This is a genomic window from Streptomyces sp. NBC_00353 (assembly GCF_036108815.1).
In the GTDB taxonomy this organism is placed as follows: domain Bacteria; phylum Actinomycetota; class Actinomycetes; order Streptomycetales; family Streptomycetaceae; genus Streptomyces.
In genome coordinates, this window is the sequence record NZ_CP107985.1 from 6,760,682 (window position 1) to 6,783,273 (window position 22,592).

The window sequence follows — 22,592 nt, forward strand, 5'->3', positions numbered from 1 at the left end:
GGCTTGTTCCCCTGCTCGCCCGTTCCCGAAGCCGGGGCGCCGCCCCGGCTTCGGGAACGGGGCAACCGCGCCCGATAGCATGCCCGTGTACGGATCAACCACGCGACCGAGGAGCCCGGCCATGGCGGGAGAACCGCAGCCCGACTGCCTGTTCTGCAAGATCGTCTCGGGAGACGTCCCGGCAACCATCGTCCGCGAGACCGAGACGACCGTCGCCTTCCGCGACATCAACCCCCAGGCCCCCACCCACATCCTCGTCATCCCGCGCGTCCACCACCGCGACGCCGCCACCCTCGCCGCCGCCGAACCGCAGATCGCCGCCGACATACTGCGCGAGGCCGGGCACGTCGCCGCCGACGAGAAGATCACCGACACCGGTTACCGGGTCGTCTTCAACACCGGCGCCGGTGCCGGGCAGACCGTCTTCCACGCGCACGCCCACATCCTGGGCGGCCGCGGAATGCAGTGGCCTCCCGGATAACAGGCCGCCGCACCATGTCCGTACGAGAACTCGTCGTCCTCGGCACCGCCAGCCAGGTCCCCACCCGGCACCGCAACCACAACGGCTATCTGCTGCGCTGGGACGGCGAGGGCATCCTCTTCGACCCGGGCGAGGGCACCCAGCGCCAGATGCTGCGGGCCGGGGTCGCCGCGCACGACATCAACCGGATCTGCATCACGCACTTCCACGGCGACCACTCGCTCGGCCTGGCCGGGGTGATCCAGCGGATCAACCTCGACCAGGTACCGCACCCCGTCACCGCGCACTACCCGGCGAGCGGCCGGCACTTCTTCGAGCGGCTGCGGTACGCGACCGCCTACCGCGAGTCCGTCGAGCTGACCGAGGCCCCGGTCGCCACCGACGGGATCCTCGCCGAGACGGACGCGTACACCCTGCACAGCCACAGGCTCTCGCACCCCGTCGAGTCGTACGGCTACCGCCTCGTCGAGCCCGACCGGCGGCGCATGCTCCCCGACCGGCTCGCCGAGCACGGGATCAGCGGGCCGGACGTCGGACGGATCCAGCGCGAGGGCTCGCTGGGCGGCGTCGGCCTCGACGAGGTCTCCGAGCGCAGGCGCGGACAGCGCTTCGCGTTCATCATGGACACAAGGCTCTGCGACGGCGTGTACGCGCTCGCCGAGGGGTGCGACATGCTGGTCATCGAGTCGACCTTCCTCGACGAGGACGAACGTCTCGCCACCGACCACGGTCATCTCACCGCCGGACAGGCGGCCCGGGTGGCCCGGGAGGCAGGCGTACGGCATCTCGTACTCACGCACTTCTCGCAGCGGTACGCAGACCCGGATGTCTTCGCCACCCAGGCTCGCGCCGCCGGGTTCGAGGGCGAACTGACCATCGCCCAGGACCTGATGAGCGTTCCCGTTCCCACCCGCCATCAGCAGCAGTGACAGCAACAGCAACACCATTCGTTAGCGAGAAACCCGTGCAACTCCCCAAGGCCGAACTCCACCTCCACATCGAAGGAACCCTCGAACCCGAGCTGGCCTTCGTCCTCGCCGCGCGCAACGGCGTGGTGCTGCCGTACGCGGACACCGAAGAGCTGCGCACCGCCTACCTCTTCGACGATCTGCAGACCTTCCTCGACCTGTACTACGCGCTGATGGCCGTCCTGCGCACCGAGCAGGACTTCGAGGAACTCGCCGACGCCTATCTCACCCGCGCCGCTGCCCAGGGCGTGCGCCACGCGGAGATCTTCTTCGACCCGCAGGCGCACACCGCCCGTGGCGTCCCGATCGGCACCGTCGTCGAAGGACTCGGCCGGGCGCTGGACCGCAGCGAGGAGGAGCACGGCATCTCCACCCAGCTGATCATGTGTTTCCTGCGCGACCAGACCGCTGAGTCGGCCCTGGAGACCCTCGACGCCGCGAAGCCCTATCTGCACCGGATCAGCGCCGTCGGCCTCGACTCGGCGGAGGTCGGGCATCCGCCCGCGAAGTTCCGTGAGGTGTACGAGGCGGCCGAGGCGCTCGGGCTGCGGAAGGTCGCGCACGCCGGCGAGGAGGGCCCGCCCGAGTACATCCGGGAGGCGCTCGACATCCTCGGGGTCGAGCGCATCGATCACGGGCTGCGCTGCATGGAGGACCCGGAGCTGGTGAAGCGGCTCGTCGCCGAGCGGGTGCCGCTCACGCTCTGCCCGCTGTCCAACGTGCGGCTGCGCGCCGTCGACACCCTGGAGGACCACCCGCTGCGGGCCATGCTGGACGCCGGGCTGGTCTGCACGGTGAACTCCGACGACCCCGCCTACTTCGGCGGATACGTCGGAGACACCTTCCACGCCGTCCATGAGGCCCTCGGCCTGGAGCGTGAGCAGCTGCGCACGCTGGCCCGCAACTCCTTCGAGGCGGCCTTCCTCGACCACGACGAGGAGCGCAGGTCGCGCTATCTGTCGGAGGTCGAGGCGTACGCGTTCGACTGACCGCCCGCACCCGACGGACCGGCCGTCCGGAACGCGTTCCTGCCGAGACGCCTGCGGCGCAGCGCGGGCACGCTGATCTCCGTGACGGCCTGTTCGGGCGACCCCAATTTCGGCACCGCACCCGACAGCGTGCCGGTGGTGGCGGCGAGCAGGGCCGCGGGAGCGCCGCCCCGGCGGCGGACCGAACCGGGCACCAGCGGACGGCCACCGGTGTGCAGCGCGACGGCCGTGACCGGGGCGGCGACCAGCAGCGTCACGGCGCCCAGGATCAAGCCCATGACCGGATAGCCGGCCACCTCGGACAGCACACTGCCGAGCACCGGGCCGCAGGCCACGCCGACGGACGACGCGGCGCCCGCAAGGACCGCCCAGCGTCCGCGTACGTCCAGGGCTGCGGCCAGACCGATCAGATACGACAGGACCACCGGGTAGACGATGTTCCACGTGATCTCGCCGGCGGCGAACGAACCGAGGCCGCCCGCCGACGAGCTGAGCACGATGCTGGCCGCGATGATCACCGTCCCGAGACCGATCGGCAGGGCCCGGCCGAGCCGTGCGCCCAGCACCCCGGCACCCATCACACCGAGCAGCGCGGCGCCGAGTGCGGCGGCGAACACCGCTCCGACGGTGACCTCGGAGAGCCCGGCCTGGACCACGCCGATCCGGCTGCTGACGCCCCACAGTGCGTTCTGTGCCATGGACCAGACGAGCATGCCGCCCGCCAGCACGAGACCGGAGCGGCGGTGCGGCAGCCGCCCGGAGGCGGACGTGCCGGTACCGGTGGCCGCCGAGCCGCCGAGCCGTGCGGTGGCGGGCCAGACGAGCAGGGCGACCAGCGCGATCGAGGCGAACGGCAGCCGGTGGCTGCTGCCCAGGTGCGGCATCGTCAGATAGAGGGCTCCCGCGGTCGCGGAGACGCTGAGCAGTCCCAGGGACGAGGTGCGGTGCGGATCGCGCTGCGCGGCGATGCCGGCCGCGGCCACCGCCGTCGCCGTACCGGAGCCGAAGCCGCCGATCATCGCGCCCATGACCACCAGCGGCACGGAGCCCGTCAGCGCGGCGCAGCCGTACCCGGCCACGGCCAGGAGCAGCCCGATCCGCGCCGGTCTCCGCAGTCCGTACACCTCGACCCGGCCCGCCAGTGAGAACCCGGCGGTGGCCGAACTCAACAGCAGCGCGCTGCCGACCAGACCGGCCTGGGCCGCGCTGAGGCCCAGATGGGTGGAGAGCCTGGCGACAAGGGTGGGGAGCAGATAGGCGGCGAGGTAACCGGCGGTGAACACGGCGACCAGGGGCCACGCGGCGCGAGGGCGCGAGGACATGGGAGTTCCTGAAGACATGCCGAAGAAGGCAGGGGAGGGCAATGAAGGAAAATGCAGGGGGAAGCGGCGCACCCGTCGGTGACGTCGACGGCGATGCTCGCGCGCCAATTTGTATCAAGTGCGCACAGCTGACCGAAAGGCGCCCTCATGTGATCTGGATCACATTTGTGTTTACAGTTTTACGGGCCGGGTAGCAGCGAATGTTTACGCAGGTCAGCGCGCGTACGCGCAGGCCGGCCGCACGCCCTCCCGGCGCGGCGGCGCGGACCCTCCGGATGTGTACGCGTATCGGGCACACTGGCGGGATCTGCCACGACCGGGGAGTGCAAGGTGAGCACAGACAATCCAGGCATCGACCCACTGGACGGACTGCGCGCCCCGCAGGACCCGGCCTGCGACGTGTTCCTCACCGGCACGGTCTTCCTCGACATCGTCTTCACCGGCCTGGACAGCGCCCCGGTGCGCGGCACCGAGTCCTGGGCGCGCGGCATGGGTTCCAGCCCCGGCGGGGTCGCCAACATGGCCACCGCACTGGCCAGACTCGGACTGCACACCTCGCTCGCCGCGGCATTCGGTGACGACCACTACGGGGAGTACTGCTGGGACGCCCTCGAGCAGGGCGAGGGCATCGACCTCTCGATGTCGCACACCGTCCGTGGCTGGCATTCACCGGTGACCGTGTCGATGGCGTACGAGGGCGAGCGGACGATGGTCTCGCACGGCCACGAGGCCCCGCCGCCCGCCACCCCGGCGAACCGGACCTTCCCGCACTGCCCGCCGCGCGCCCGCGCCGCCATCGCCTCACTGGCTCCCGGCCGCAGCGAACCGTGGGTGGCCACCGCGGCCCGGCACGGCGCCCGGATCTTCGCCGACGTCGGCTGGGACGAGACCGGCCGGTGGGACCTGGACGCGCTGCCCGACCTGGAGCACTGCCAGGCCTTTCTGCCCAACGCGGAGGAGGCGATGCGCTACACCCGCACCGACTGCCCGCGCGCCGCCGCCCACCATCTGGCCGAGCGGGTGCCGCTCGCCGTCGTCACGCTCGGTGCGGAGGGCGCGTACGCGGTGGACGCGGCGACCGGCGTCACCGCCGAGGTGCCGGCGATCGAGGTCGAGGCGCTCGATCCGACCGGGGCGGGCGACGTCTTCGTCGCCGGTTTCGTCACCGGCACCCTGGCGGACTGGCCGCTGGCCGACCGGCTGGCCTTCGCCGGACTGACCGCGGCGCTCTCCGTGCAGGAGTTCGGCGGGTCCCTGTCGGCGCCGGGCTGGGCGGAGATCGCCGCCTGGTGGCAGCGGGTCCGCACCTGCGACGGCCAGGATCCGGCGGCGCTGCAGCGGTACGCCTTCCTGGAGGACCTGCTGCCCGCGGCCGCCCGGCCGTGGCCGCTGCGCCGGGCCGTACCCACGATCGGCTTCCGCAGCCCGGCCTGACAGTGAGGCACGCGGGCACGCGTGTTCGCCATGCGTACGAAAAAGCCCTCGGTGTTGTCCGTGCGGAGTCGTACGCTTGGTAATCCAGAGGTTGTCGAGCAGCGAGAACCCTGCAACGGGAGGTATGTGCAGGCCCGAGGGCCGGCCCATGACTCAGACACCCACACAGCCGCAGGCGCGTGCCCAGATCAGGATCCCGGCCGCACACCCCATGGTGATGCTCCTGGGATCGGGAGACTCGCTGCTGCGCGTGATCGAAACGGCGTTCCCGGCCGCCGATATCCATGTCCGGGGCAATGAGATCAGTGCCATCGGGGATGCGGTCGATGTCGCCCTGATCCAGCGCTTGTTCGACGAGATGATGCTCGTGCTCCGCACCGGGCAGCCGATGACGGAGGACGCAGTGGAACGCTCGATCGCCATGCTCCGGGCGAGTGGCAACGGTCAGGGGGAGCCGCAGGGCGAGACTCCCGCCGAGGTGCTCACCCAGAACATCCTTTCCAGCCGCGGTCGCACGATCCGCCCCAAGACGCTCAACCAGAAGCGGTACGTGGACGCGATCGACAAGCACACGATCGTCTTCGGCATCGGACCCGCCGGTACCGGCAAGACCTACCTCGCCATGGCGAAGGCGGTCCAGGCCCTGCAGTCCAAGCAGGTCAGCCGGATCATCCTGACCCGGCCCGCCGTCGAAGCGGGGGAGCGGCTCGGCTTCCTGCCCGGCACGCTCTTCGACAAGATCGACCCGTATCTGCGTCCGCTCTACGACGCGCTGCACGACATGCTCGACGCCGACTCGATCCCGCGGCTGATGGCGGCGGGCACGATCGAGGTGGCGCCGCTGGCCTACATGCGCGGCCGCACGCTCAATGACGCGTTCATCATTCTCGACGAGGCGCAGAACACCAGCGCCGAGCAGATGAAGATGTTCCTCACCCGCCTCGGCTTCGACTCGAAGATCGTCGTCACCGGTGACGTCACCCAGGTGGACCTGCCGAACGGCACGAAGAGCGGCCTGCGCCAGGTCCAGGACATCCTCGACGGTGTCCAGGACGTGTACTTCTCCCGGCTCACCTCCCAGGATGTCGTCCGGCACAAGCTGGTCGGCCGTATCGTCGACGCGTACGAGAAGTACGACAACCGAGACAGCCACAACGGGAAGTAGTCGCAGCGCACCATGTCGATCGACGTCAACAACGAGTCCGGAACCGAGGTCGACGAGCAGGCGATCCTCGACATCGCCCGTTACGCGCTCGCGCGGATGCGGATCCACCCGCTCTCCGAACTCTCGGTGATCGTGGTGGACACCGACGCCATGGAGCAGCTCCACATCCAGTGGATGGACCTGCCGGGTCCGACGGATGTCATGTCCTTCCCGATGGACGAACTGCGTCCGCCGGCCAAGGACGACGAGGAGCCCCCGCAGGGCCTCCTCGGTGACATCGTGCTCTGCCCCGAGGTGGCGAAGAAGCAGGGCGAGGACGCGGAGACCCAGCACTCCATGGACGAGGAGCTCCAGCTCCTCACCGTCCACGGAGTGCTGCATCTCCTCGGGTACGACCACGAGGAGCCGGACGAGAAGGCCGAGATGTTCGGTCTCCAGGCGGCGATCGTCGACGGCTGGCGCGCCGAGCACGGCCTGACCGGTCCGTCGCCCGCCCCGACCGTGTCGTGAGCGTCCCCCTCATCACCGGAGCCGTCCTGCTGATCGTCGTCGGCTGGCTGGCGGCCTGCGCCGAGGCGGGCATCGCCCGGACGTCGAGCTTCCGGGCCGCCGAGGCTGTCCGGTCCGGGCGGCGCGGCAGCGACAAGCTGGAACAGGTCGCGGCCGACCCGACCCGCTATCTCAATGTCGCCCTGCTGGTGCGGGTCGCCTGCGAGATGGCGGCCGGGGTGCTCGTCACGTACGCCTGCCTGAAGGAGTTCACGGAGACCTGGGAGGCGCTGGCCGTCGCGATGGGCGTGATGGTCCTCGTCTCCTATGTAGCCATCGGGGTCTCGCCGCGGACCATCGGCAGGCAGCACCCGCTGAACACGGCGACGGCCGCGGCGTACGTCCTGCTGCCGCTGGCCAGGATCATGGGCCCGATCCCGCAACTGCTGATCCTGCTGGGCAACGCGCTCACGCCCGGCAAGGGTTTCCGCAAGGGGCCGTTCGCGAGCGAGGCCGAACTGCGGGCGATGGTCGACCTCGCCGAGCAGGAGTCGCTGATCGAGGACGAGGAGCGGCGCATGGTGCACTCCGTCTTCGAGCTCGGCGACACGCTCGTACGCGAGGTGATGGTGCCGCGGACGGATCTGGTCTGCATCGAGCGGTACAAGACGATCCGGCAGGCGCTGACCCTGGCCCTGCGCTCCGGGTTCTCGCGGATCCCGGTCACCGGGGAGAACGAGGACGACATCGTCGGGATCGTCTACCTCAAGGACCTCGTCCGCAAGACGCACATCAACCGGGAGTCGGAAGCCGATCTGGTCTCCACGGCGATGCGGCCGGCCGCGTTCGTGCCGGACACGAAGAACGCCGGGGATCTGCTGCGCGAGATGCAGCAGGACCGCAGCCATGTCGCCGTCGTCATCGACGAGTACGGCGGCACGGCGGGGATCGTCACGATCGAGGACATCCTGGAGGAGATCGTCGGCGAGATCACCGATGAGTACGACCGCGAACTGCCGCCCGTCCAGGCGCTGGAGAACGGCTGCTTCCGGGTGACCGCCCGGCTCGACATCGGTGACCTCGGCGACCTGTTCGACCTCGACGAGTACGACGACGAGGACGTGGAAACGGTCGGCGGGCTGCTCGCGAAGGCGCTGGGCCGGGTGCCGATCGCCGGGGCGTCGGCGGTCGTCGACCTGCCCGACGGGCGTCGGCTGCGGCTGACGGCGGAGTCTCCGGCGGGACGCCGGAACAAGATTGTCACGGTGCTGGTGGAGCCGGTGGGGCCGGAGGAGGAGAAGGCGGAATGACTCCGCAGGAGCTGAGGGTGTTCTGCCTGGAGTTCAACGCGAGCGTCGAGGAGTTTCCGTTCGGACCGGAGACCTCGGTGTTCAAGGTGCTCGGCAAGATGTTCGCGCTCAGCACGCTGGACGCGCGGCCGCTGACGGTCAATCTGAAGTGCGATCCGGATGACGCGGTGCGGTTGCGGGAGGAGTACGCGGCGATCGTGCCGGGCTGGCACATGAACAAGCGGCACTGGAACACGGTGACGGTGTCCGGGGTGCCGGGACGGTTGCTGCGGGAGCTGATCGAGGACTCGTACGACCTGGTGGTGGCGGGGCTGCCGCGGGCGGAACGGCTGCGGCTGGACCGGGCGTAGTTCTCTGCGGGGGCGGGGCGGGGAACGAGCCACCCGCTTCGTATGCTCGGCACATGACTGAGAGCACCGACCTCGGCCCCGAGGACCGCAAGATCGTCACCCTGGCGCGCAGCGCCCGCGCCCGCAACGGTGTGCCGGAGGGCGCGGCCGTACGGGACGAGACCGGGCGTACGTATGTCGCGGGGACCGTGCAGCTGGAGTCGCTGAGGCTCAGCGCGCTGCAGACCGCCGTCGCGATGGCGGTGGCCAGCGGCGCCACCTCGCTGGAGGCGGCCGCGATCGTCTCCGAGGCCGAGGCCCCGTCGGACGCGGACCGTGCGGCGGTACGGGACCTGGGCGGGCCGGCGACCCCGGTGCTGCTGGCCGGGCCGGACGGTGTGCTCCGGCTCAGCGTGACGGCCGGCTGACGTCGGGCCGACACACCGCCGAGCGCACCCGGGCGCGGGTCCCCGGCACCGGAAAGAGCCCGGCCGGCATCCCGTACCGGGCCCGTCGGAGCCGCACCGGTACGGCCTGGGACGACGCCCGAGGAGCCATGCGGCGGCCCGCTGTGCGGCAGGGCCGTCCGGATCGGGGACAATGGGCGCCATGAGCGCTCGACCTAACCCAGAAGCTGCTGCGCAGCAGGCTGAGAACAACGCCCCCCACCGGGCCGGCTTCGCCTGCTTCGTGGGCCGCCCCAACGCGGGCAAGTCCACCCTTACGAACGCTCTGGTCGGCCAGAAGGTGGCGATCACCTCCAACCGGCCCCAGACCACCCGGCACACGGTGCGCGGCATCGTGCACCGCGAGGATGCGCAGCTGATCCTGGTCGACACCCCCGGCCTCCACAAGCCGCGCACCCTGCTGGGCGAGCGGCTCAACGACGTCGTACGCACCACCTGGGCCGAGGTCGACGTCATCGGCTTCTGCCTGCCCGCCGACCAGAAGCTCGGCCCCGGCGACAAGTTCATCGTCAAGGAACTCGCCGGGATCAAGAAGACCCCGAAGATCGCGATCATCACCAAGACCGACCTGGTCGACTCCAAGCAGCTCGCCGAACAGCTGCTCGCCGTCTCCCGCCTCGGCGAGGAGCTCGGCTTCGAGTGGGCCGAGATCATCCCGGTCTCCGCCGTGAAGGACAGCCAGGTCGGCCTGCTCGCCGACCTGATCGCCCCGCTGCTCCCCGAGAGCCCGCCGCTGTACCCGGAGGGCGACCTCACCGACGAGCCCGAGATGGTCATGGTCGCGGAGCTGATCCGGGAGGCCGCGCTCGAAGGCGTACGCGACGAGCTGCCGCACTCCATCGCGGTCGTCGTCGAGGAGATGCTGCCGCGCGAGGACCGTCCGGCGGACAGGCCGCTGCTGGACATCCACGCGAACGTCTACATCGAGCGGCCCAGCCAGAAGGGCATCATCATCGGCCCGAAGGGCAAGCGGCTGAAGGAGGTCGGCATGAAGTCGCGCAAGCACATCGAGGCGCTGCTCGGTACGCCGGTCTTCCTGGACCTGCACGTGAAGGTCGCCAAGGACTGGCAGCGCGATCCCAAGCAGCTGCGCAAGCTCGGATTCTGAGGCGGGTCAGCCGCGCACCGATCTCACGCGCCCTCCTTGAGGACGCGTGAGATCAGTGCGCGCTGCGCGTCGGTCAGATGCGGATCCGCGCAGTGGACGGTGCGGTCACCGACCGTGATCCGGTACTGGAAGCCGTCCGGCACCCCGGGCGGTGGAGTGCCCCGGCCGTCCGCGAGCGCGGATTCGGCCAGGGCCTCCCAGTCGGCGGCGTCGGCCAGGCCCGAGGTGTCGACCTCGCGGTGGCGTGCGATGCCGGCGAAACCGCCGGTGCGACGTACCTGGATGCGCAAGGTCCGGCTCCTCTCGGGTTGTCCCCGGGGCTCTGCCCCGGACTCCGCTCCTCAATCTCCCCCCATGGCCTCAAAAAGACATGGGGACCTCCGAGGGGCTTGCTCCTGGGACTACGCAGACGGCACGCCGACCTCCGACCAGGCCTTCCGTACCGCCTCCAGTTCGTCGCCCTCGCCGTAGCGGTCCTTCGCCGCCTCGACCGTCAGACGGGCGAAGTCCGAGAAGCCCGCGTCCCCGGCCAGTCCGTCGCCCGTGAGCACGTCGAACCAGAGCTGTCCCGCCCGCTCCCACGCGTTGCCGCCGAGCGCCGTGGCCAGCAGGTAGAAGGCGCGGTTCGGGATGCCGGAGTTCAGATGTACACCGCCGTTGTCCTCGGTGGTGTGGATGTAGTCCTCCATCGACGCGGGCTGCGGGTCCTTGCCGAGCACATCGTCGTCGTACGCCGTTCCCGGCGCCTTCATCGAGCGCAGCGCCTGCCCCTGGACCCGGGGGGCCAGCAGTCCGGCGCCGATCAGCCAGTCGGCCCGGTCCGCGGTCTGGCCCAGCGAGTACTGCTTGACCAGGGAGCCGAAGACGTCCGACATGGACTCGTTGAGCGCGCCGGACTGGCCGAAATAGCTCAGGTTGGCCGTGTACTGGGTGAGGCCGTGCGTCAGTTCGTGGCCGATCACATCGATGGCGACGGTGAAGTCGAGGAAGATCTCCCCGTCCCCGTCGCCGAAGACCATCTGCTCGCCGTCGAAGAACGCGTTGTTGTACTGCTCGTCGTAGTGCACGGAGCCGATCAGCGGCAGCCCGTTGCCGTCGATCGAACGGCGGCCGTACGCCGTGAGCAGCAGTTCGAAGGTGGCGCCGAGTCCCGCGTACGCGCGGTTGACGCTCGCGTCCTGCGTCGGCTGCTCCCCCTCGGAGCGGACCTTGAAGCCCGGCAGCTGCGTGCCGTGCCGACAGTCGTACAGGATGCGCTCGGGCTTGTCGGACTCCGTCCCCGTCGCCACGGTGGGCACGGAGGGGACGAGGGTGGTCATCTGGCGGCGGGTGCGCCGGGCGGCGTCGCCCTCCAGGGTGCGGCGGGCCGGACCGGAGAGACCGGGGTCGTCGGCCTGCGACAGCTTGTCGAGAACATGGGGCGGCACGATCGTGCAGAAGACGGGATGGAACCCGTGCTGAGGTCGAGGCTGCATGGGGTCGACTGTGGCACCGCGTCACCGTCGTGTCACTGGTTGCCATCAGGATTGACGAAATGGAGTGATTGATCACTGTTTACCCGTTACCGGCACTCGGTCCCGCATACTGATACGGACCGACATCCCAGGCACCCCTCGGTTAGTCTCGTTGCATCATGCGTTACGGGCTGCTTCTTCTTAGCTGCCGCGGCGAGGGCCTGTAGTCGTAGGCCGACCCCCTCCCCGCGGAGTCTGGTGCTGCAGCGACACAGTCGGCCGTCCCATTGCTGGACCCCGAGGAGCCGTACGCCATGACCGCCGTGAATCCCGCCCGGACCTCTGCCGAGAACTCCGTGGGCCGCCCCACGCCGATCACCAACGCCACCGCGCTGCAGAAGCCGTCCGGGATGCCGATCCACAAGTACGGCCGGTACGCGGCCGTCGACATCCCCGACCGCACCTGGCCGGACAACCGGATCACCGTGGCGCCCCGCTGGCTGTCCACCGATCTGCGCGACGGCAACCAGGCGCTGATCGACCCGATGTCGCCGGCCCGCAAGCGCGAGATGTTCGACCTGCTCGTACGCATGGGCTACAAGGAGATCGAGGTCGGTTTCCCGTCCTCCGGTGAGACCGACTTCGCGTTCGTCCGCTCCATCATCGAAGAGGGCGCGATCCCCGAGGACGTGACGATCTCCGTCCTCACCCAGGCCCGCGAGGAGCTGATCGAGCGAACTGTTGAATCACTGGTCGGTGCGCGGCGCGCCACCGTGCACCTGTACAACGCCACCGCCCCCACCTTCCGCCGCGTGGTCTTCCGCGGTTCGAAGGAGGAGGTCAAGCAGATCGCGGTGGACGGCACCCGGCTGGTCATGGAGTACGCGGAGAAGATCCTCGGCGACGAGACGATCTTCGGCTACCAGTACAGCCCGGAGATCTTCACCGACACCGAGCTGGACTTCGCGCTGGAGGTCTGCGAGGCAGTCTGTGACGTCTGGCAGCCCGAGGAGGGCCGCGAGATCATCCTCAACCTGCCCGCCACCGTGGAGCGTTCGACACCGTCCACACACGCGGACCGGTTCGAGTGGATGTCGCGCAACCTGTCGCGCCGCGAGCACATCTGTCTGTCGGTCCACCCGCACAACGACCGCGGCACCGCCGTCGCCGCTGCCGAACTGGCGATCATGGCCGGCGCGGACCGGATCGAGGGCTGTCTGTTCGGCCAGGGCGAGCGCACCGGCAACGTCGACCTGGTGACGCTGGGCATGAACCTGTTCTCGCAGGGTGTCGACCCGCAGATCGACTTCTCGCAGATCGACGAGATCCGCCGCACCAGCGAGTACTGCAACCAGATGGAGGTCCACCCGCGCCACCCCTACGCGGGCGACCTGGTCTACACCGCCTTCTCCGGCTCCCACCAGGACGCCATCAAGAAGGGTTTCGACGCCATGGAGGCCGACGCGGCCGCCCAGGGCAAGACCGTCGACGAGATCGAGTGGGCGGTGCCGTACCTGCCGATCGACCCGAAGGACGTCGGCCGCTCGTACGAGGCCGTCATCCGGGTCAACTCGCAGTCCGGCAAGGGCGGAATCGCCTACGTCCTGAAGAACGACCACAAGCTGGACCTGCCGCGCCGGATGCAGATCGAGTTCTCCCGGATCATTCAGGCCAAGACCGATGCCGAGGGCGGCGAGGTCACGCCGACGCAGATCTGGTCCACGTTCCAGGACGAGTACCTGCCCAACCCGGAGAACGCCTGGGGCCGCGTACAGATCCGTTCCGGTCAGACGACGACCGATTCCGACGGCCGGGACACGATCACCGTCGACGCGACCGTGGACGGCACGGACACCGTGCTGACCGGATCCGGCAACGGTCCGATCTCCGCGTTCTTCGAAGCGCTGCAGGCCATCGGCATCGACGCCCGTCTGCTGGACTACACCGAGCACACGATGAGCGAGGGTGCGAGCGCCCAGGCCGCCTCGTACATCGAGTGCGCGATCGACGGAAAGGTCCTGTGGGGCATCGGCATCGACGCCAACACCACGCGGGCCTCGCTGAAGGCGGTCGTCTCCGCGGTCAACCGCGCGACCCGCTGACCGGCGCCCGAAAGGGCGCACAGGTGCATGATCGACGAACCCCGTCACCCGGTTCCCGGGGGCGGGGTTCGGCCATCTCCCGACGGTTGTGACGATCGAGGTGCTGACGCCACATCGTGACTGTGGTTAACATCACGTCGACACGGCAATGTTGCCGGAGCGTTACGGAGGTGTGCGACGTGCGGTCAGCCCTGGGACAACGCGCCATGAAGCTGCGTATCTGCGGCATCCGCACCATCTGGGACGCCGTCGCCGACGGCGAGTTCTTCTGCCCCGGCTGCGGCGGCGACCGCAACTACCGCCGTCTCACCGGCCGTCGGCGCTTCACCGTGCTCGGCGTGCCGCTGATGCGCCGCGGCACCGTGGGCCCCGTCGTCGAATGCGCCGCCTGCCGCACGCACTTCGACACCGACGCGCTCGACCACCCCACCACCACCCGGTTCTCCGCGATGCTCAGGGACGCCGTCCACACCGTCGCCCTCGGTATCCTCGCCGCCGGTGGCACCACCTCGCGCACGGTCCTGGAGACCGCGGTGGCCACCGTGCGCGGCGCCGGATTCGACGACTGCACGGAGGAGCAACTCTCCACCGTCGTCGAGGTGCTCGCCGCGGACATCGGCCACGGCTCCGCCTTCGACGCCGCGGCCGAGGCGTGCGGCGCCGCCCTCGCCATCGAGCTCCACGAGGCGCTGGAACCACTCGCCCCGCATCTGGCGCCCGCCGGACGTGAATCGATCCTGCTGCAGGGTGCCAGGATCGCGCTCGCCGACGGCCCGTACAGCCAGGCCGAGCGCGAGGTGCTGACCACGGTCGGTGCGGCGCTGCAGCTCTGCGCGGACGACACGGCCCGGCTGCTCGCCGCGGCGGCGCGTACCCCGTCCTAGCGCCTGCTCCCCGTGCCCCGGCGCGCCCCGCCCCGGCAGTTCCGGGCGGCGCAGCACGCGGTACCGGCCGGCGGAAGCCGAACCGTACGGTCTTCGGGGGCGGGCCCGCTCCGGTGCGCGCGTACAGGACAATGGACGCATGAGCTTGTTCCGGGACGACGGCGTGGTGCTGCGCACGCAGAAACTGGGCGAGGCCGACCGGATCATCACGATCCTGACCCGCGGCCACGGCCGGGTGCGGGCCGTCGCCCGCGGTGTGCGGCGTACGAAGTCGAAGTTCGGCGCCCGCCTCGAACCGTTCTCCCATGTGGACGTGCAGTTCTTCGCGCGCGGCAGCGAACTGGTCGGCCGCGGTCTGCCGCTGTGCACCCAGAGCGAGACGATCGCGCCGTACGGGGGCGGCATCGTCACCGACTACGCCCGGTACACCGCGGGCACCGCGATGCTGGAGACCGCCGAGCGCTTCACCGACCACGAGGGCGAGCCCGCGGTCCAGCAGTATCTGCTGCTCGTCGGCGGACTGCGCACCCTCGCCCGGGGGGAACACGCGCCGAACCTGATCCTCGACGCCTTCCTGCTGCGTTCCCTTGCCGTCAACGGTTACGCACCCAGCTTCGAGGACTGCGCGAAGTGCGGAATGTCCGGACCGAACCGATTCTTCTCCGTCGCGGCGGGCGGCGCCATATGCGGCGACTGCCGGGTGCCCGGCAGCGTCGTACCCTCAGCAGAGGCCGTCGCCCTGCTGAGCGCGCTGCTCACCGGTGACTGGGAGACGGCCGACGCGTGCGAGGCGCGGCATGTCAGGGAGGGGAGCGGGCTGGTGTCCGCCTATCTGCACTGGCATCTGGAGCGCGGACTGCGCTCGCTGCGTTACGTAGAGAAGTAACCGACACCGGCACAGCAGGCACAGGGAGACGAGACAGCTCATGGCAGTACGCGGGATCCTCGGTGGCCGTAACAGGCGCGTATACAAGACCCCCGAGCCGCACCCCTCCGGGGCCACGCCCCCGAAGATCCCCGGCGAGCTGGTGCCCAAGCACGTCGCCGTCGTGATGGACGGCAACGGCCGCTGGGCCAAGGAACGGGGCCTCCCGCGCACCGAGGGCCACAAGGTCGGCGAGGGCGTCGTCATGGACGTCCTCAAGGGCTGCATCGAGATGGGCGTCAAGAACCTCTCGCTGTACGCCTTCTCCACCGAGAACTGGAAGCGTTCGCCGGAAGAAGTGAAGTTCCTGATGAACTTCAACCGGGACGTCATCCGCCGCCGTCGCGACGAGATGGACGAACTGGGCATCCGCATCCGCTGGGTGGGCCGGATGCCGAAGCTGTGGAAGTCCGTCGTCCAGGAGCTCCAGGTCGCCCAGGAGCAGACGAAGGACAACGACAAGATGACGCTGTACTTCTGCGTCAACTACGGCGGCCGGGCCGAGATCGCCGACGCCGCGCAGCGCATCGCCGAGGACGTCGCGGCCGGAAAGCTGGACCCGGCCAAGGTCAACGAGAAGACCTTCGCGAAGTACATCTACTACCCGGACATGCCGGACGTGGACCTCTTCGTGCGTCCCAGCGGTGAACAGCGCACCTCCAACTACCTGATCTGGCAGAGCGCGTACGCCGAGATGGTCTTCCAGGACGTGCTGTGGCCGGACTTCGACCGCCGCGACCTGTGGCGGGCCTGCCTGGAGTACGCCCAGCGCGACCGGCGCTTCGGCGGCGCGGTGGAGGGTTCGGAAACGGCGGAGCCGACGGCCTGACCCTGCCGGTAGGATCACGGCTCTTCATACTCGGGAGGGGCCATGAGCGAGCAACAGGGGACCGTGCACGGTGCGGTCGAGCTGAGATACCGGCCGGTGCTGCAGGACTACTCGGCGGCGCTCCGCGCCCGCAACCGGGTCGGTGCGGCGGGCCGGCGGCAGCGGATTCTGGGGGTGGCCGCGACGGGGTGCGCCGTCGTGGCCATCGCACTGTCCCTGGTGAGTGGCACCGACGCCCCGGTGCCGCTGCTGGTGGCGCTGCTGTTCTGCGGCCCGGTGCTGCTCCTGAGCCCGTGGCTGGTGGCGCGCCAGCTGTTCCGGTTCGTGGGGCGGCAGGGCGAGTTCCGGGTACGGGTCGAGGAGTCCGGCGTCACCGTCGACACCGACAACTCCAGTACGGTCGTCAGGTGGCAGGCACAGCCGCGGTACCTGGAGACAGCAGATCTCTTCGTGATGCTCAGCGACGACAGGAACGCCGTCGGCCTGACCGTGGTGGCCAAGCGCGGCGTCCAGGACCCGTCCGACGTGGACCGCCTGCGTGAGATCTTCGACCGGCACCTGACAAAGGCCTGACAGTCGAAGTCCGGCACCGTCCAGACTCTCCGGCGCTTGCGGAGCGGAGGCCCGGAGGCGAGGCCGAGCCCCCGGAAGCGGTCACCCCGCCGTCGGGCACTCCGCGCACTCCGCACACGTACCGAAGACCTCCACCGTGTGCGCCACGTTCACGAACCCGTGCTGCGAGGCAATCGTCGCCGCCCACTGCTCCACCGCCGGCCCCTCGACCTCGACGGCCTTGCCGCAGACCCGGCACACCAGATGGTGGTGGTGCTCCCCGGTCGAGCACCGCCGGTACACGGACTCGCCGTCGGTGGTGCGCAGGACGTCCACCTCGCCCGCGTCGGCGAGGGACTGCAGGGTGCGGTAGACCGTGGTCAGCCCGACCGAGTCACCGCGGTGCTTGAGGACATCGTGCAGCTCCTGGGCGCTGCGGAACTCGTCCACCTCGTCGAGCGCCGCCGCCACCGCGGCGCGCTGCCGGGTCGACCGGCCGCGTACCGGGGATGCGTTCGTTCCACTGATCGGCGCCGTCGCCACAGGTGCCTCCTCGTGTCGCCCGTACATGTGTCGGGCCATTGTGCCAGTCCGCCCGCGTGCCGGGGTCAAACCCGGACGTCGTCCGAGGCCGGTCGGACAGCCGGTACGTCCGGAGTCTTCCCTTCCAGGGTGCACTGCGCCGTAGCCGTTTCGCTGCGGCGGGCGCGCCGTGCGGCCAGCGGTGCGGCGAGCAGGGTCAGGGCGACGAAGACGCCGATGGCCAGCAGCACGATCGTCGCGCCGGGCGGCACGTCCTGGTAGTACGAGGTCACGGTGCCGGCCAGGGTCACTGCCGTACCGATGACGACGGACAGCACGAACGTCACCTTGAAGGACTTCGAGATCTGTTGCGCGGCCGCGACCGGCACCACCATCAGCGCGCTGACCAGCAGCAGACCGACGACGCGCATCGCGACGGTGACGGTCACCGCCGCCGTGACCGCGATCAGCAGATTCAGTGCACGCACCGGCAGGCCGGTGACCCGCGCGAACTCCTCGTCCTGGCTGACCGCGAACAGTTGGCGACGCAGCCCCAGCGTCACCAGCAGCACGAAGGCGGCCAGCAGACAGATCGCGGTGATGTCCTCCGACGAGACCGTGGACAGCGAGCCGAAGAGGTACGAGGTGAGGTTGGCGTTGGAGCCGGTGTCGGAGAGGTTGATCAGCAACACACCGCCCGCCATGCCTCCGTAGAACAGCATGGCCAGCGCGATGTCGCCGCGCGTACGCCCGTACCAGCGGACCAGCTCCATGACGACCGAGCCGACGACGGCGACGGCCGTGGCCATCCAGACCGGGCTGGTGGAGAGCAGGAACCCGAGGCCGACCCCGGTCATCGCGATATGGCCGATTCCGTCGCCCATCAGGGCCTGGCGGCGCTGGACGAGGTAGATCCCGACGGCGGGGGCGATGACGCCGACGAGTACGGCGGCGAGCAGGGCCCGCTGCATGAAGGGGGGCTGGAGGAATTCCGTCATCAGGTCAGCAGTCCCGTCCGGGCGGGCTCGGAAGCCGCGTGGGGGTGTACGTGGTCGTGGCCGGGCAGCGCGTGCTGGCCCAGGGCCTTCGGGGGTGGCCCGTCGTGCATCACACAGCCGTCGCGCAGCACGATCGCTCGGTCGATGAGGGGCTCCAGCGGGCCCAGTTCGTGCAGCACGAGCAGCACGGTGGTGCCGGTGGCGACCTGCTCGCGCAGCGTCTCGGCGAGGATCTCCTGGCTGGCCAGGTCGACGCCCGCCATCGGCTCGTCCATGATCAGCAGCTCGGGTTCGGCGGCGAGCGCGCGGGCGATGAGCACGCGCTGGTGCTGCCCGCCGGAGAGGGCGCTCACCGAGTCCTTGGCCCGGTCGCCGAGGCCGACGAGCTCGATGGCCCGGTCGACGGCGTTCCGGTCCGCCTTGCGCAGCAGTCCCAGCTTCGTACGGGACAGCCGCCCGGCGGAGACGACCTCGCGGATCGTGGCAGGGACGCCGCTCGCCGCCGTCGTGCGCTGCGGTACGTAGCCGATCCGCGCCCAGTTACGGAAGCGGCGCAGCGGGGTGCCGAACAGCTCGACCGAGCCGCTGGTGAGCGGGACCTGGCCGATGACGGACCGGACGGCGGTCGACTTGCCGGAGCCGTTGGCGCCGAGCAGGGCGGCGACCTCACCGCGGCGCACGGTGAGATCGATGCCGCGCAGTACGGGGCGCGCGCCGAGCGTGGCCGTGGCTCCGCGCAGGGTGATCACGGGGTCGGGCTTGGTGCTCCGGGGCTCGGGCATGAGCGTCTCCGATACTGCTGTGGCGAGTGTTGCGTGGGTCACTTCGCGCCGAGCGCCTTCTGGAGCGCGGCGAGGTTGGACTGCATGACCTCGATGTAGTTATCGCCCTTGGACTTGGCGGTGATTCCCTCGAGGGGGTCGAGGACGTCGGTCTTCAGGCCGGTGTCCCTGGCGACGGTCTTCGCGGTCCTGTCGCTGGCGAGCGTCTCGAAGAAGACGGTGGTGGCGTTGCTCTTCTCCGCGATGGAGTGGATGTCCTTGATCCGGGCGGGGCTCGGCTCGGCCTCGGGGTCGATGCCGGCGATGCCCTCCTGGACGAGCCCGTAGCGCTCGGCGAGGTACCCGAAGGCGGAGTGGGTGGTGATGAACGTCTTGGTGGCGGTGTCGCTCAGGCCCTTCTTGTACGACGTGTTCAGCGCGTCGAGCTTCTTCACCAGGGCGTCCGTGTTGGTGCGGTAGTCCGCGGCGTGGTTCGGGTCGGCCTTCTCCAGGGACTTTCCGACCCCCTTGGCGACCTCGGCGTACTTCACCGGGTCCAGCCAGATGTGCGGGTCGGCCCCGGCCCCCTCGCCCTCGTGCGCATGGCCGTGCTCGTCGCCGCCGGTCTCCGTGCCGTGGTCCTCCAGCGTGGTGAGCTTTGCCGCGTCCACGGAGTTCCTGACCCCGGACTGCGCGATCGCGTCGTCGACGGCGGGCTGGATACCCTTGAGGTACAGGATGTAATCGGCGTCGCCGAGCCCGCCGATCTGCCGCGGGCTGAGCTCCAGGTCGTGCGGCTCGACGCCCGGCTTGGTCAGCGTGGTGACCGAGACATGGGTCCCGCCGATCTCCTCGGCCAGGAACTGCATGGGATAGAACGAGGCCACCACATCCAGCTTGTCCCCGTTCTTGCTCTCGGCGGCGTCGGAGGTGGAGCAGGCGGAGAGCGCGGTGAGACCGAGGGCGACGGCCCCGGCGACAGCGGCGGTGGGTATGAGGCGGCGTACGTTCATGACACTCATTTTCAACAAAAGTGGAAACGATTGTCAACAAGCTCGGTGAGAGGCCCTGCTCACCATCTGTCCGCGCACCGATTTGATCCAGGGGGCGTGCCCGCCGGTAATCTGAAGCATTCGCCGTTCGTCGTCGTCGTAATGAAGAGAGCACCGTGGCCGCCGACAAGATCGACTCCATCGTCAGCCTGAGCAAGCGCCGTGGCTTCGTTTACCCCTGCAGTGAGATCTACGGCGGCCAGCGCGCCGCCTGGGACTACGGGCCGCTGGGCGTTGAGCTCAAGGAGAACCTCAAGCGCCAGTGGTGGCGCTACATGGTCACTTCGCGCGAAGACGTGGTCGGTATCGACTCGTCGGTCATCCTCGCCCCCGAGGTGTGGGTCGCCTCCGGCCACGTCGCCACGTTCACCGACCCGCTGACCGAGTGCACCTCCTGCCACAAGCGCTTCCGCGCGGACCACCTGGAGGAGGCGTACGAGGAGAAGCACGGCAAGCCGCCCGTCAACGGCCTCGCCGACCTCAACTGCCCGAACTGCGGCAACAAGGGCACCTTCACCGAGCCCAAGCAGTTCTCGGGTCTGCTCTCCACGCACCTCGGCCCGACCCAGGACTCCGGCTCGGTCGCCTACCTGCGCCCCGAGACCGCGCAGGGCATCTTCACCAACTTCGGTCAGGTGCAGCAGACCTCGCGCAAGAAGCCGCCGTTCGGCATCGCGCAGATGGGCAAGTCCTTCCGGAACGAGATCACTCCGGGCAACTTCATCTTCCGCACCCGCGAGTTCGAGCAGATGGAGATGGAGTTCTTCGTCAAGCCGGGCGAGGACGAGCAGTGGCAGGAGTACTGGATGGAGCAGCGCTGGAACTGGTACACGGACCTGGGCCTGCGCGAGGAGAACATGCGGTGGTTCGAGCACCCGAAGGAGAAGCTCTCCCACTACTCCAAGCGCACCGCTGACATCGAGTACCGCTTCCGCTTCGGCGGCAGCGAGTGGGGCGAGCTGGAGGGCGTCGCCAACCGCACGGACTACGACCTCAAGGCCCACTCCGCCGCTTCCGGCACGGACCTGTCGTTCTTCGACCAGGAGGCCGGCGAGCGCTGGACTCCGTACGTCATCGAGCCGGCGGCCGGTGTCGGCCGTTCGATGCTCGCCTTCCTCCTCGACGCCTACATCGAGGACGAGGCGCCCAACGCCAAGGGCGTCATGGAGAAGCGCACCGTGATGCGCCTCGACCCGCGCCTCGCGCCGGTCAAGGTCGCGGTGCTGCCGCTCTCCCGTAACCCGCAGCTGTCGCCGAAGGCCAAGGGCCTCGCCACCGACCTGCGGAAGAACTGGAACATCGAGTTCGACGACGCGGGCGCCATCGGCCGTCGCTACCGTCGTCAGGACGAGATCGGCACGCCGTTCTGCGTCACCGTCGACTTCGACACCCTCGACGACAACGCGGTGACGGTGCGCGAGCGCGACACCATGAAGCAGGAGCGCGTCTCGCTGGACCAGATCCAGGCCTACCTCGGCGCCCGACTGCTGGGCTGCTGACGCACCACGGTTCCACGGCGAAGCCCCCGGTTCCTTGTACGGAACCGGGGGCTCCGTTGCACACTGGGCACACGCGACCACGCGTCAACAGGAGGCTCGGATGCCGTCCATGACCACCAGCAAGGTCAGCAGATGGGATCAGCACGGCCGTGAACATGTCGTCCATGTGCGGAAGTCGGGGATCCAGCGGCAGCTGAGCTGCGACACCTGCGACTGGCGCAAGGGCGTGCAGTTCCTGCCCTGGCTCAAGGCCGAGGAACACCTCGCCGAGGTCCACCAGGCCACGGTCGACCCGACGGCCTGACCCCGACGGCTGTCCGGCGGCGGCCTGCCGCGACCGGCTCCGTGTACAGCGCTGTTACGCGCGCAGGCCGCGCAGCAGCAGGTCCGAGACGGCGGTGAACTCGGCGCCGATGGCAGGGTTCTGCCATTCGGCGGCGTACGCCGGGTCGTGGAAGCGCGCCGTCGCGTCGAAGACCGCCTGAGCGGCGACCGCCGGATCGTCCACCGCGAACTCCCCGCTGCGCACACCCTCCTCGACGATCTCCCGCAGCTGCCCGACCAGTTCGCGGATGTGCGCCTCGACGACCGTGCTCTCGCCGATCAGCACGATGTAGGTCGCGAACAGCTCGGGGTCGTCACCGGCCTTGTGGCGCTTGGCCTCGAACAGCGCCGTCAGCCAGTGCTGCAGCTTCGCCGGGGCGGGCTCCGCCGACGTGTTGATGATCTCCGTGAGCGCCACCTCGGTCCGGGTCAGCCAGCGAGCGGTCACCGCCTCGCGCAGCGCCGACTTCGTACGGAAGTGGCGGTAGACGCTGCCGTGGCTGACGCCGAGCGCGCGGGCCACGTCGACCACCGTCGCCTTGGCGGGGCCGTAGCGGCGCAGCACGTCCTCGGTGGCCTCGAGAATGCGCTCGGGGGTCAGTGGGTCGGCTGACGGCATGGTGTCTGT

Annotated in this window: 25 protein-coding genes; 17 read left to right on the forward strand and 8 right to left on the reverse strand. The window is 69.6% G+C overall.

Annotated features, from left to right (window positions below):
• Positions 1-121 precede the first annotated feature (121 nt).
• Genes OHA88_RS30400 through OHA88_RS30410 form a run of 3 tightly spaced genes read left to right on the forward strand, consistent with a single transcriptional unit; the run spans position 122 to position 2,438 of the window.
• Positions 122-481 (forward strand): histidine triad nucleotide-binding protein, encoded by a 360-nt coding sequence (locus OHA88_RS30400; RefSeq protein WP_326630482.1) that lies wholly within the window; start codon positions 122-124, stop codon positions 479-481.
• Positions 482-495: 14 nt separating this feature from the next.
• Positions 496-1,410 carry a ribonuclease Z gene (locus OHA88_RS30405; RefSeq protein WP_326603663.1) on the forward strand — a complete coding sequence of 305 codons (915 nt, stop codon included), beginning with the start codon at positions 496-498 and terminating at the stop codon, positions 1,408-1,410.
• Between the two features lie 35 nt (positions 1,411-1,445).
• Positions 1,446-2,438: an adenosine deaminase gene (locus OHA88_RS30410; protein WP_328627857.1), complete on the forward strand. Its 993-nt coding sequence runs from the start codon at positions 1,446-1,448 to the stop codon at positions 2,436-2,438.
• Here OHA88_RS30410 and OHA88_RS30415 read toward each other — a convergent pair.
• On the reverse strand, positions 2,402-3,760 hold the full coding sequence (locus tag OHA88_RS30415) for an MFS transporter (RefSeq protein WP_328627858.1): 1,359 nt from the start codon (positions 3,758-3,760) through the stop codon (positions 2,402-2,404). The two genes, OHA88_RS30410 and OHA88_RS30415, sit on opposite strands and share 37 nt — an antisense overlap.
• A gap of 330 nt (positions 3,761-4,090) precedes the next feature.
• Here OHA88_RS30415 and OHA88_RS30420 point away from each other — a divergent pair, with 330 nt between their 5' ends.
• From OHA88_RS30420 to era, 7 genes are all read left to right on the forward strand, one after another.
• Positions 4,091-5,194 carry a carbohydrate kinase family protein gene (locus OHA88_RS30420; RefSeq protein ID WP_326603660.1) on the forward strand — a complete coding sequence of 368 codons (1,104 nt, stop codon included), beginning with the start codon at positions 4,091-4,093 and terminating at the stop codon, positions 5,192-5,194.
• Positions 5,195-5,342: 148 nt separating this feature from the next.
• A complete protein-coding gene (locus tag OHA88_RS30425; protein WP_267005261.1) occupies positions 5,343-6,359 on the forward strand; it encodes a PhoH family protein in 1,017 nt (338 codons plus the stop codon).
• Between the two features lie 12 nt (positions 6,360-6,371).
• Complete coding sequence (gene ybeY / locus OHA88_RS30430) at positions 6,372-6,869, forward strand: rRNA maturation RNase YbeY (RefSeq protein WP_030921061.1); 498 nt, start codon at positions 6,372-6,374, stop codon at positions 6,867-6,869.
• Positions 6,866-8,158, forward strand: coding sequence for a hemolysin family protein (locus OHA88_RS30435; RefSeq protein WP_267005262.1), 1,293 nt, complete (start codon positions 6,866-6,868; stop codon positions 8,156-8,158). The genes ybeY and OHA88_RS30435 overlap by 4 nt, the downstream gene beginning before the upstream one ends.
• A complete protein-coding gene (locus tag OHA88_RS30440) occupies positions 8,155-8,508 on the forward strand; it encodes an MmcQ/YjbR family DNA-binding protein (protein WP_267005263.1) in 354 nt (117 codons plus the stop codon). The genes OHA88_RS30435 and OHA88_RS30440 overlap by 4 nt, the downstream gene beginning before the upstream one ends.
• 53 nt (positions 8,509-8,561) lie before the next feature.
• Positions 8,562-8,915, forward strand: coding sequence for a cytidine deaminase (locus OHA88_RS30445; RefSeq protein WP_267005264.1), 354 nt, complete (start codon positions 8,562-8,564; stop codon positions 8,913-8,915).
• 172 nt (positions 8,916-9,087) lie between these two features.
• Positions 9,088-10,062 carry a GTPase Era gene (gene era, locus OHA88_RS30450; protein WP_326630492.1) on the forward strand — a complete coding sequence of 325 codons (975 nt, stop codon included), beginning with the start codon at positions 9,088-9,090 and terminating at the stop codon, positions 10,060-10,062.
• Between the two features lie 23 nt (positions 10,063-10,085).
• Here the strand turns inward: era and OHA88_RS30455 are convergent, their stop codons facing one another.
• Complete coding sequence (locus tag OHA88_RS30455; protein ID WP_267005266.1) at positions 10,086-10,352, reverse strand: protealysin inhibitor emfourin; 267 nt, start codon at positions 10,350-10,352, stop codon at positions 10,086-10,088.
• Positions 10,353-10,463: 111 nt separating this feature from the next.
• Positions 10,464-11,537: a M4 family metallopeptidase gene (locus OHA88_RS30460; protein ID WP_328627859.1), complete on the reverse strand. Its 1,074-nt coding sequence runs from the start codon at positions 11,535-11,537 to the stop codon at positions 10,464-10,466.
• A gap of 293 nt (positions 11,538-11,830) precedes the next feature.
• On the opposite strand from OHA88_RS30460, the gene leuA reads away from it, so the two are divergent.
• From leuA to OHA88_RS30485, 5 genes are all read left to right on the forward strand, one after another.
• Positions 11,831-13,618: a 2-isopropylmalate synthase gene (gene leuA / locus OHA88_RS30465; RefSeq protein ID WP_328627860.1), complete on the forward strand. Its 1,788-nt coding sequence runs from the start codon at positions 11,831-11,833 to the stop codon at positions 13,616-13,618.
• 206 nt (positions 13,619-13,824) lie between these two features.
• Positions 13,825-14,502, forward strand: coding sequence for a TerB family tellurite resistance protein (locus tag OHA88_RS30470; RefSeq protein WP_326603654.1), 678 nt, complete (start codon positions 13,825-13,827; stop codon positions 14,500-14,502).
• A 139-nt stretch (positions 14,503-14,641) separates the two neighbouring features.
• Positions 14,642-15,388: a DNA repair protein RecO gene (recO, locus tag OHA88_RS30475; RefSeq protein ID WP_328627861.1), complete on the forward strand. Its 747-nt coding sequence runs from the start codon at positions 14,642-14,644 to the stop codon at positions 15,386-15,388.
• 40 nt (positions 15,389-15,428) lie between these two features.
• On the forward strand, positions 15,429-16,256 hold the full coding sequence (locus tag OHA88_RS30480) for an isoprenyl transferase (RefSeq protein WP_030921038.1): 828 nt from the start codon (positions 15,429-15,431) through the stop codon (positions 16,254-16,256).
• A gap of 42 nt (positions 16,257-16,298) precedes the next feature.
• Positions 16,299-16,829 carry a YcxB family protein gene (locus OHA88_RS30485; RefSeq protein WP_328627862.1) on the forward strand — a complete coding sequence of 177 codons (531 nt, stop codon included), beginning with the start codon at positions 16,299-16,301 and terminating at the stop codon, positions 16,827-16,829.
• A gap of 81 nt (positions 16,830-16,910) precedes the next feature.
• On the opposite strand, the gene OHA88_RS30490 is transcribed toward OHA88_RS30485, so the two are convergent.
• The 4 genes from OHA88_RS30490 to OHA88_RS30505 form a co-directional block, all read right to left on the reverse strand.
• Complete coding sequence (locus tag OHA88_RS30490; protein WP_030921032.1) at positions 16,911-17,351, reverse strand: Fur family transcriptional regulator; 441 nt, start codon at positions 17,349-17,351, stop codon at positions 16,911-16,913.
• Positions 17,352-17,416: 65 nt separating this feature from the next.
• Positions 17,417-18,331, reverse strand: coding sequence for a metal ABC transporter permease (locus OHA88_RS30495; protein ID WP_328629828.1), 915 nt, complete (start codon positions 18,329-18,331; stop codon positions 17,417-17,419).
• Positions 18,328-19,110, reverse strand: a complete 783-nt coding sequence (locus tag OHA88_RS30500; protein WP_328627863.1) for a metal ABC transporter ATP-binding protein — start codon at positions 19,108-19,110, stop codon at positions 18,328-18,330. Before OHA88_RS30500 ends, OHA88_RS30495 begins: the two co-directional genes overlap by 4 nt.
• Before the next feature lie 38 nt (positions 19,111-19,148).
• Positions 19,149-20,102, reverse strand: coding sequence for a metal ABC transporter substrate-binding protein (locus tag OHA88_RS30505; protein ID WP_328627864.1), 954 nt, complete (start codon positions 20,100-20,102; stop codon positions 19,149-19,151).
• A 155-nt stretch (positions 20,103-20,257) separates the two neighbouring features.
• On the opposite strand from OHA88_RS30505, the gene OHA88_RS30510 reads away from it, so the two are divergent.
• On the forward strand, positions 20,258-21,640 hold the full coding sequence (locus OHA88_RS30510) for a glycine--tRNA ligase (protein ID WP_267005274.1): 1,383 nt from the start codon (positions 20,258-20,260) through the stop codon (positions 21,638-21,640).
• Between the two features lie 100 nt (positions 21,641-21,740).
• The gene (locus OHA88_RS30515) at positions 21,741-21,944 is read left to right on the forward strand and encodes a hypothetical protein (protein WP_267005275.1); all 204 of its coding nucleotides are present in this window, start codon (positions 21,741-21,743) and stop codon (positions 21,942-21,944) included.
• A 54-nt stretch (positions 21,945-21,998) separates the two neighbouring features.
• On the opposite strand, the gene OHA88_RS30520 is transcribed toward OHA88_RS30515, so the two are convergent.
• Positions 21,999-22,583 carry a TetR family transcriptional regulator gene (locus OHA88_RS30520; protein WP_328627865.1) on the reverse strand — a complete coding sequence of 195 codons (585 nt, stop codon included), beginning with the start codon at positions 22,581-22,583 and terminating at the stop codon, positions 21,999-22,001.
• Positions 22,584-22,592: the final 9 nt, after the last annotated feature.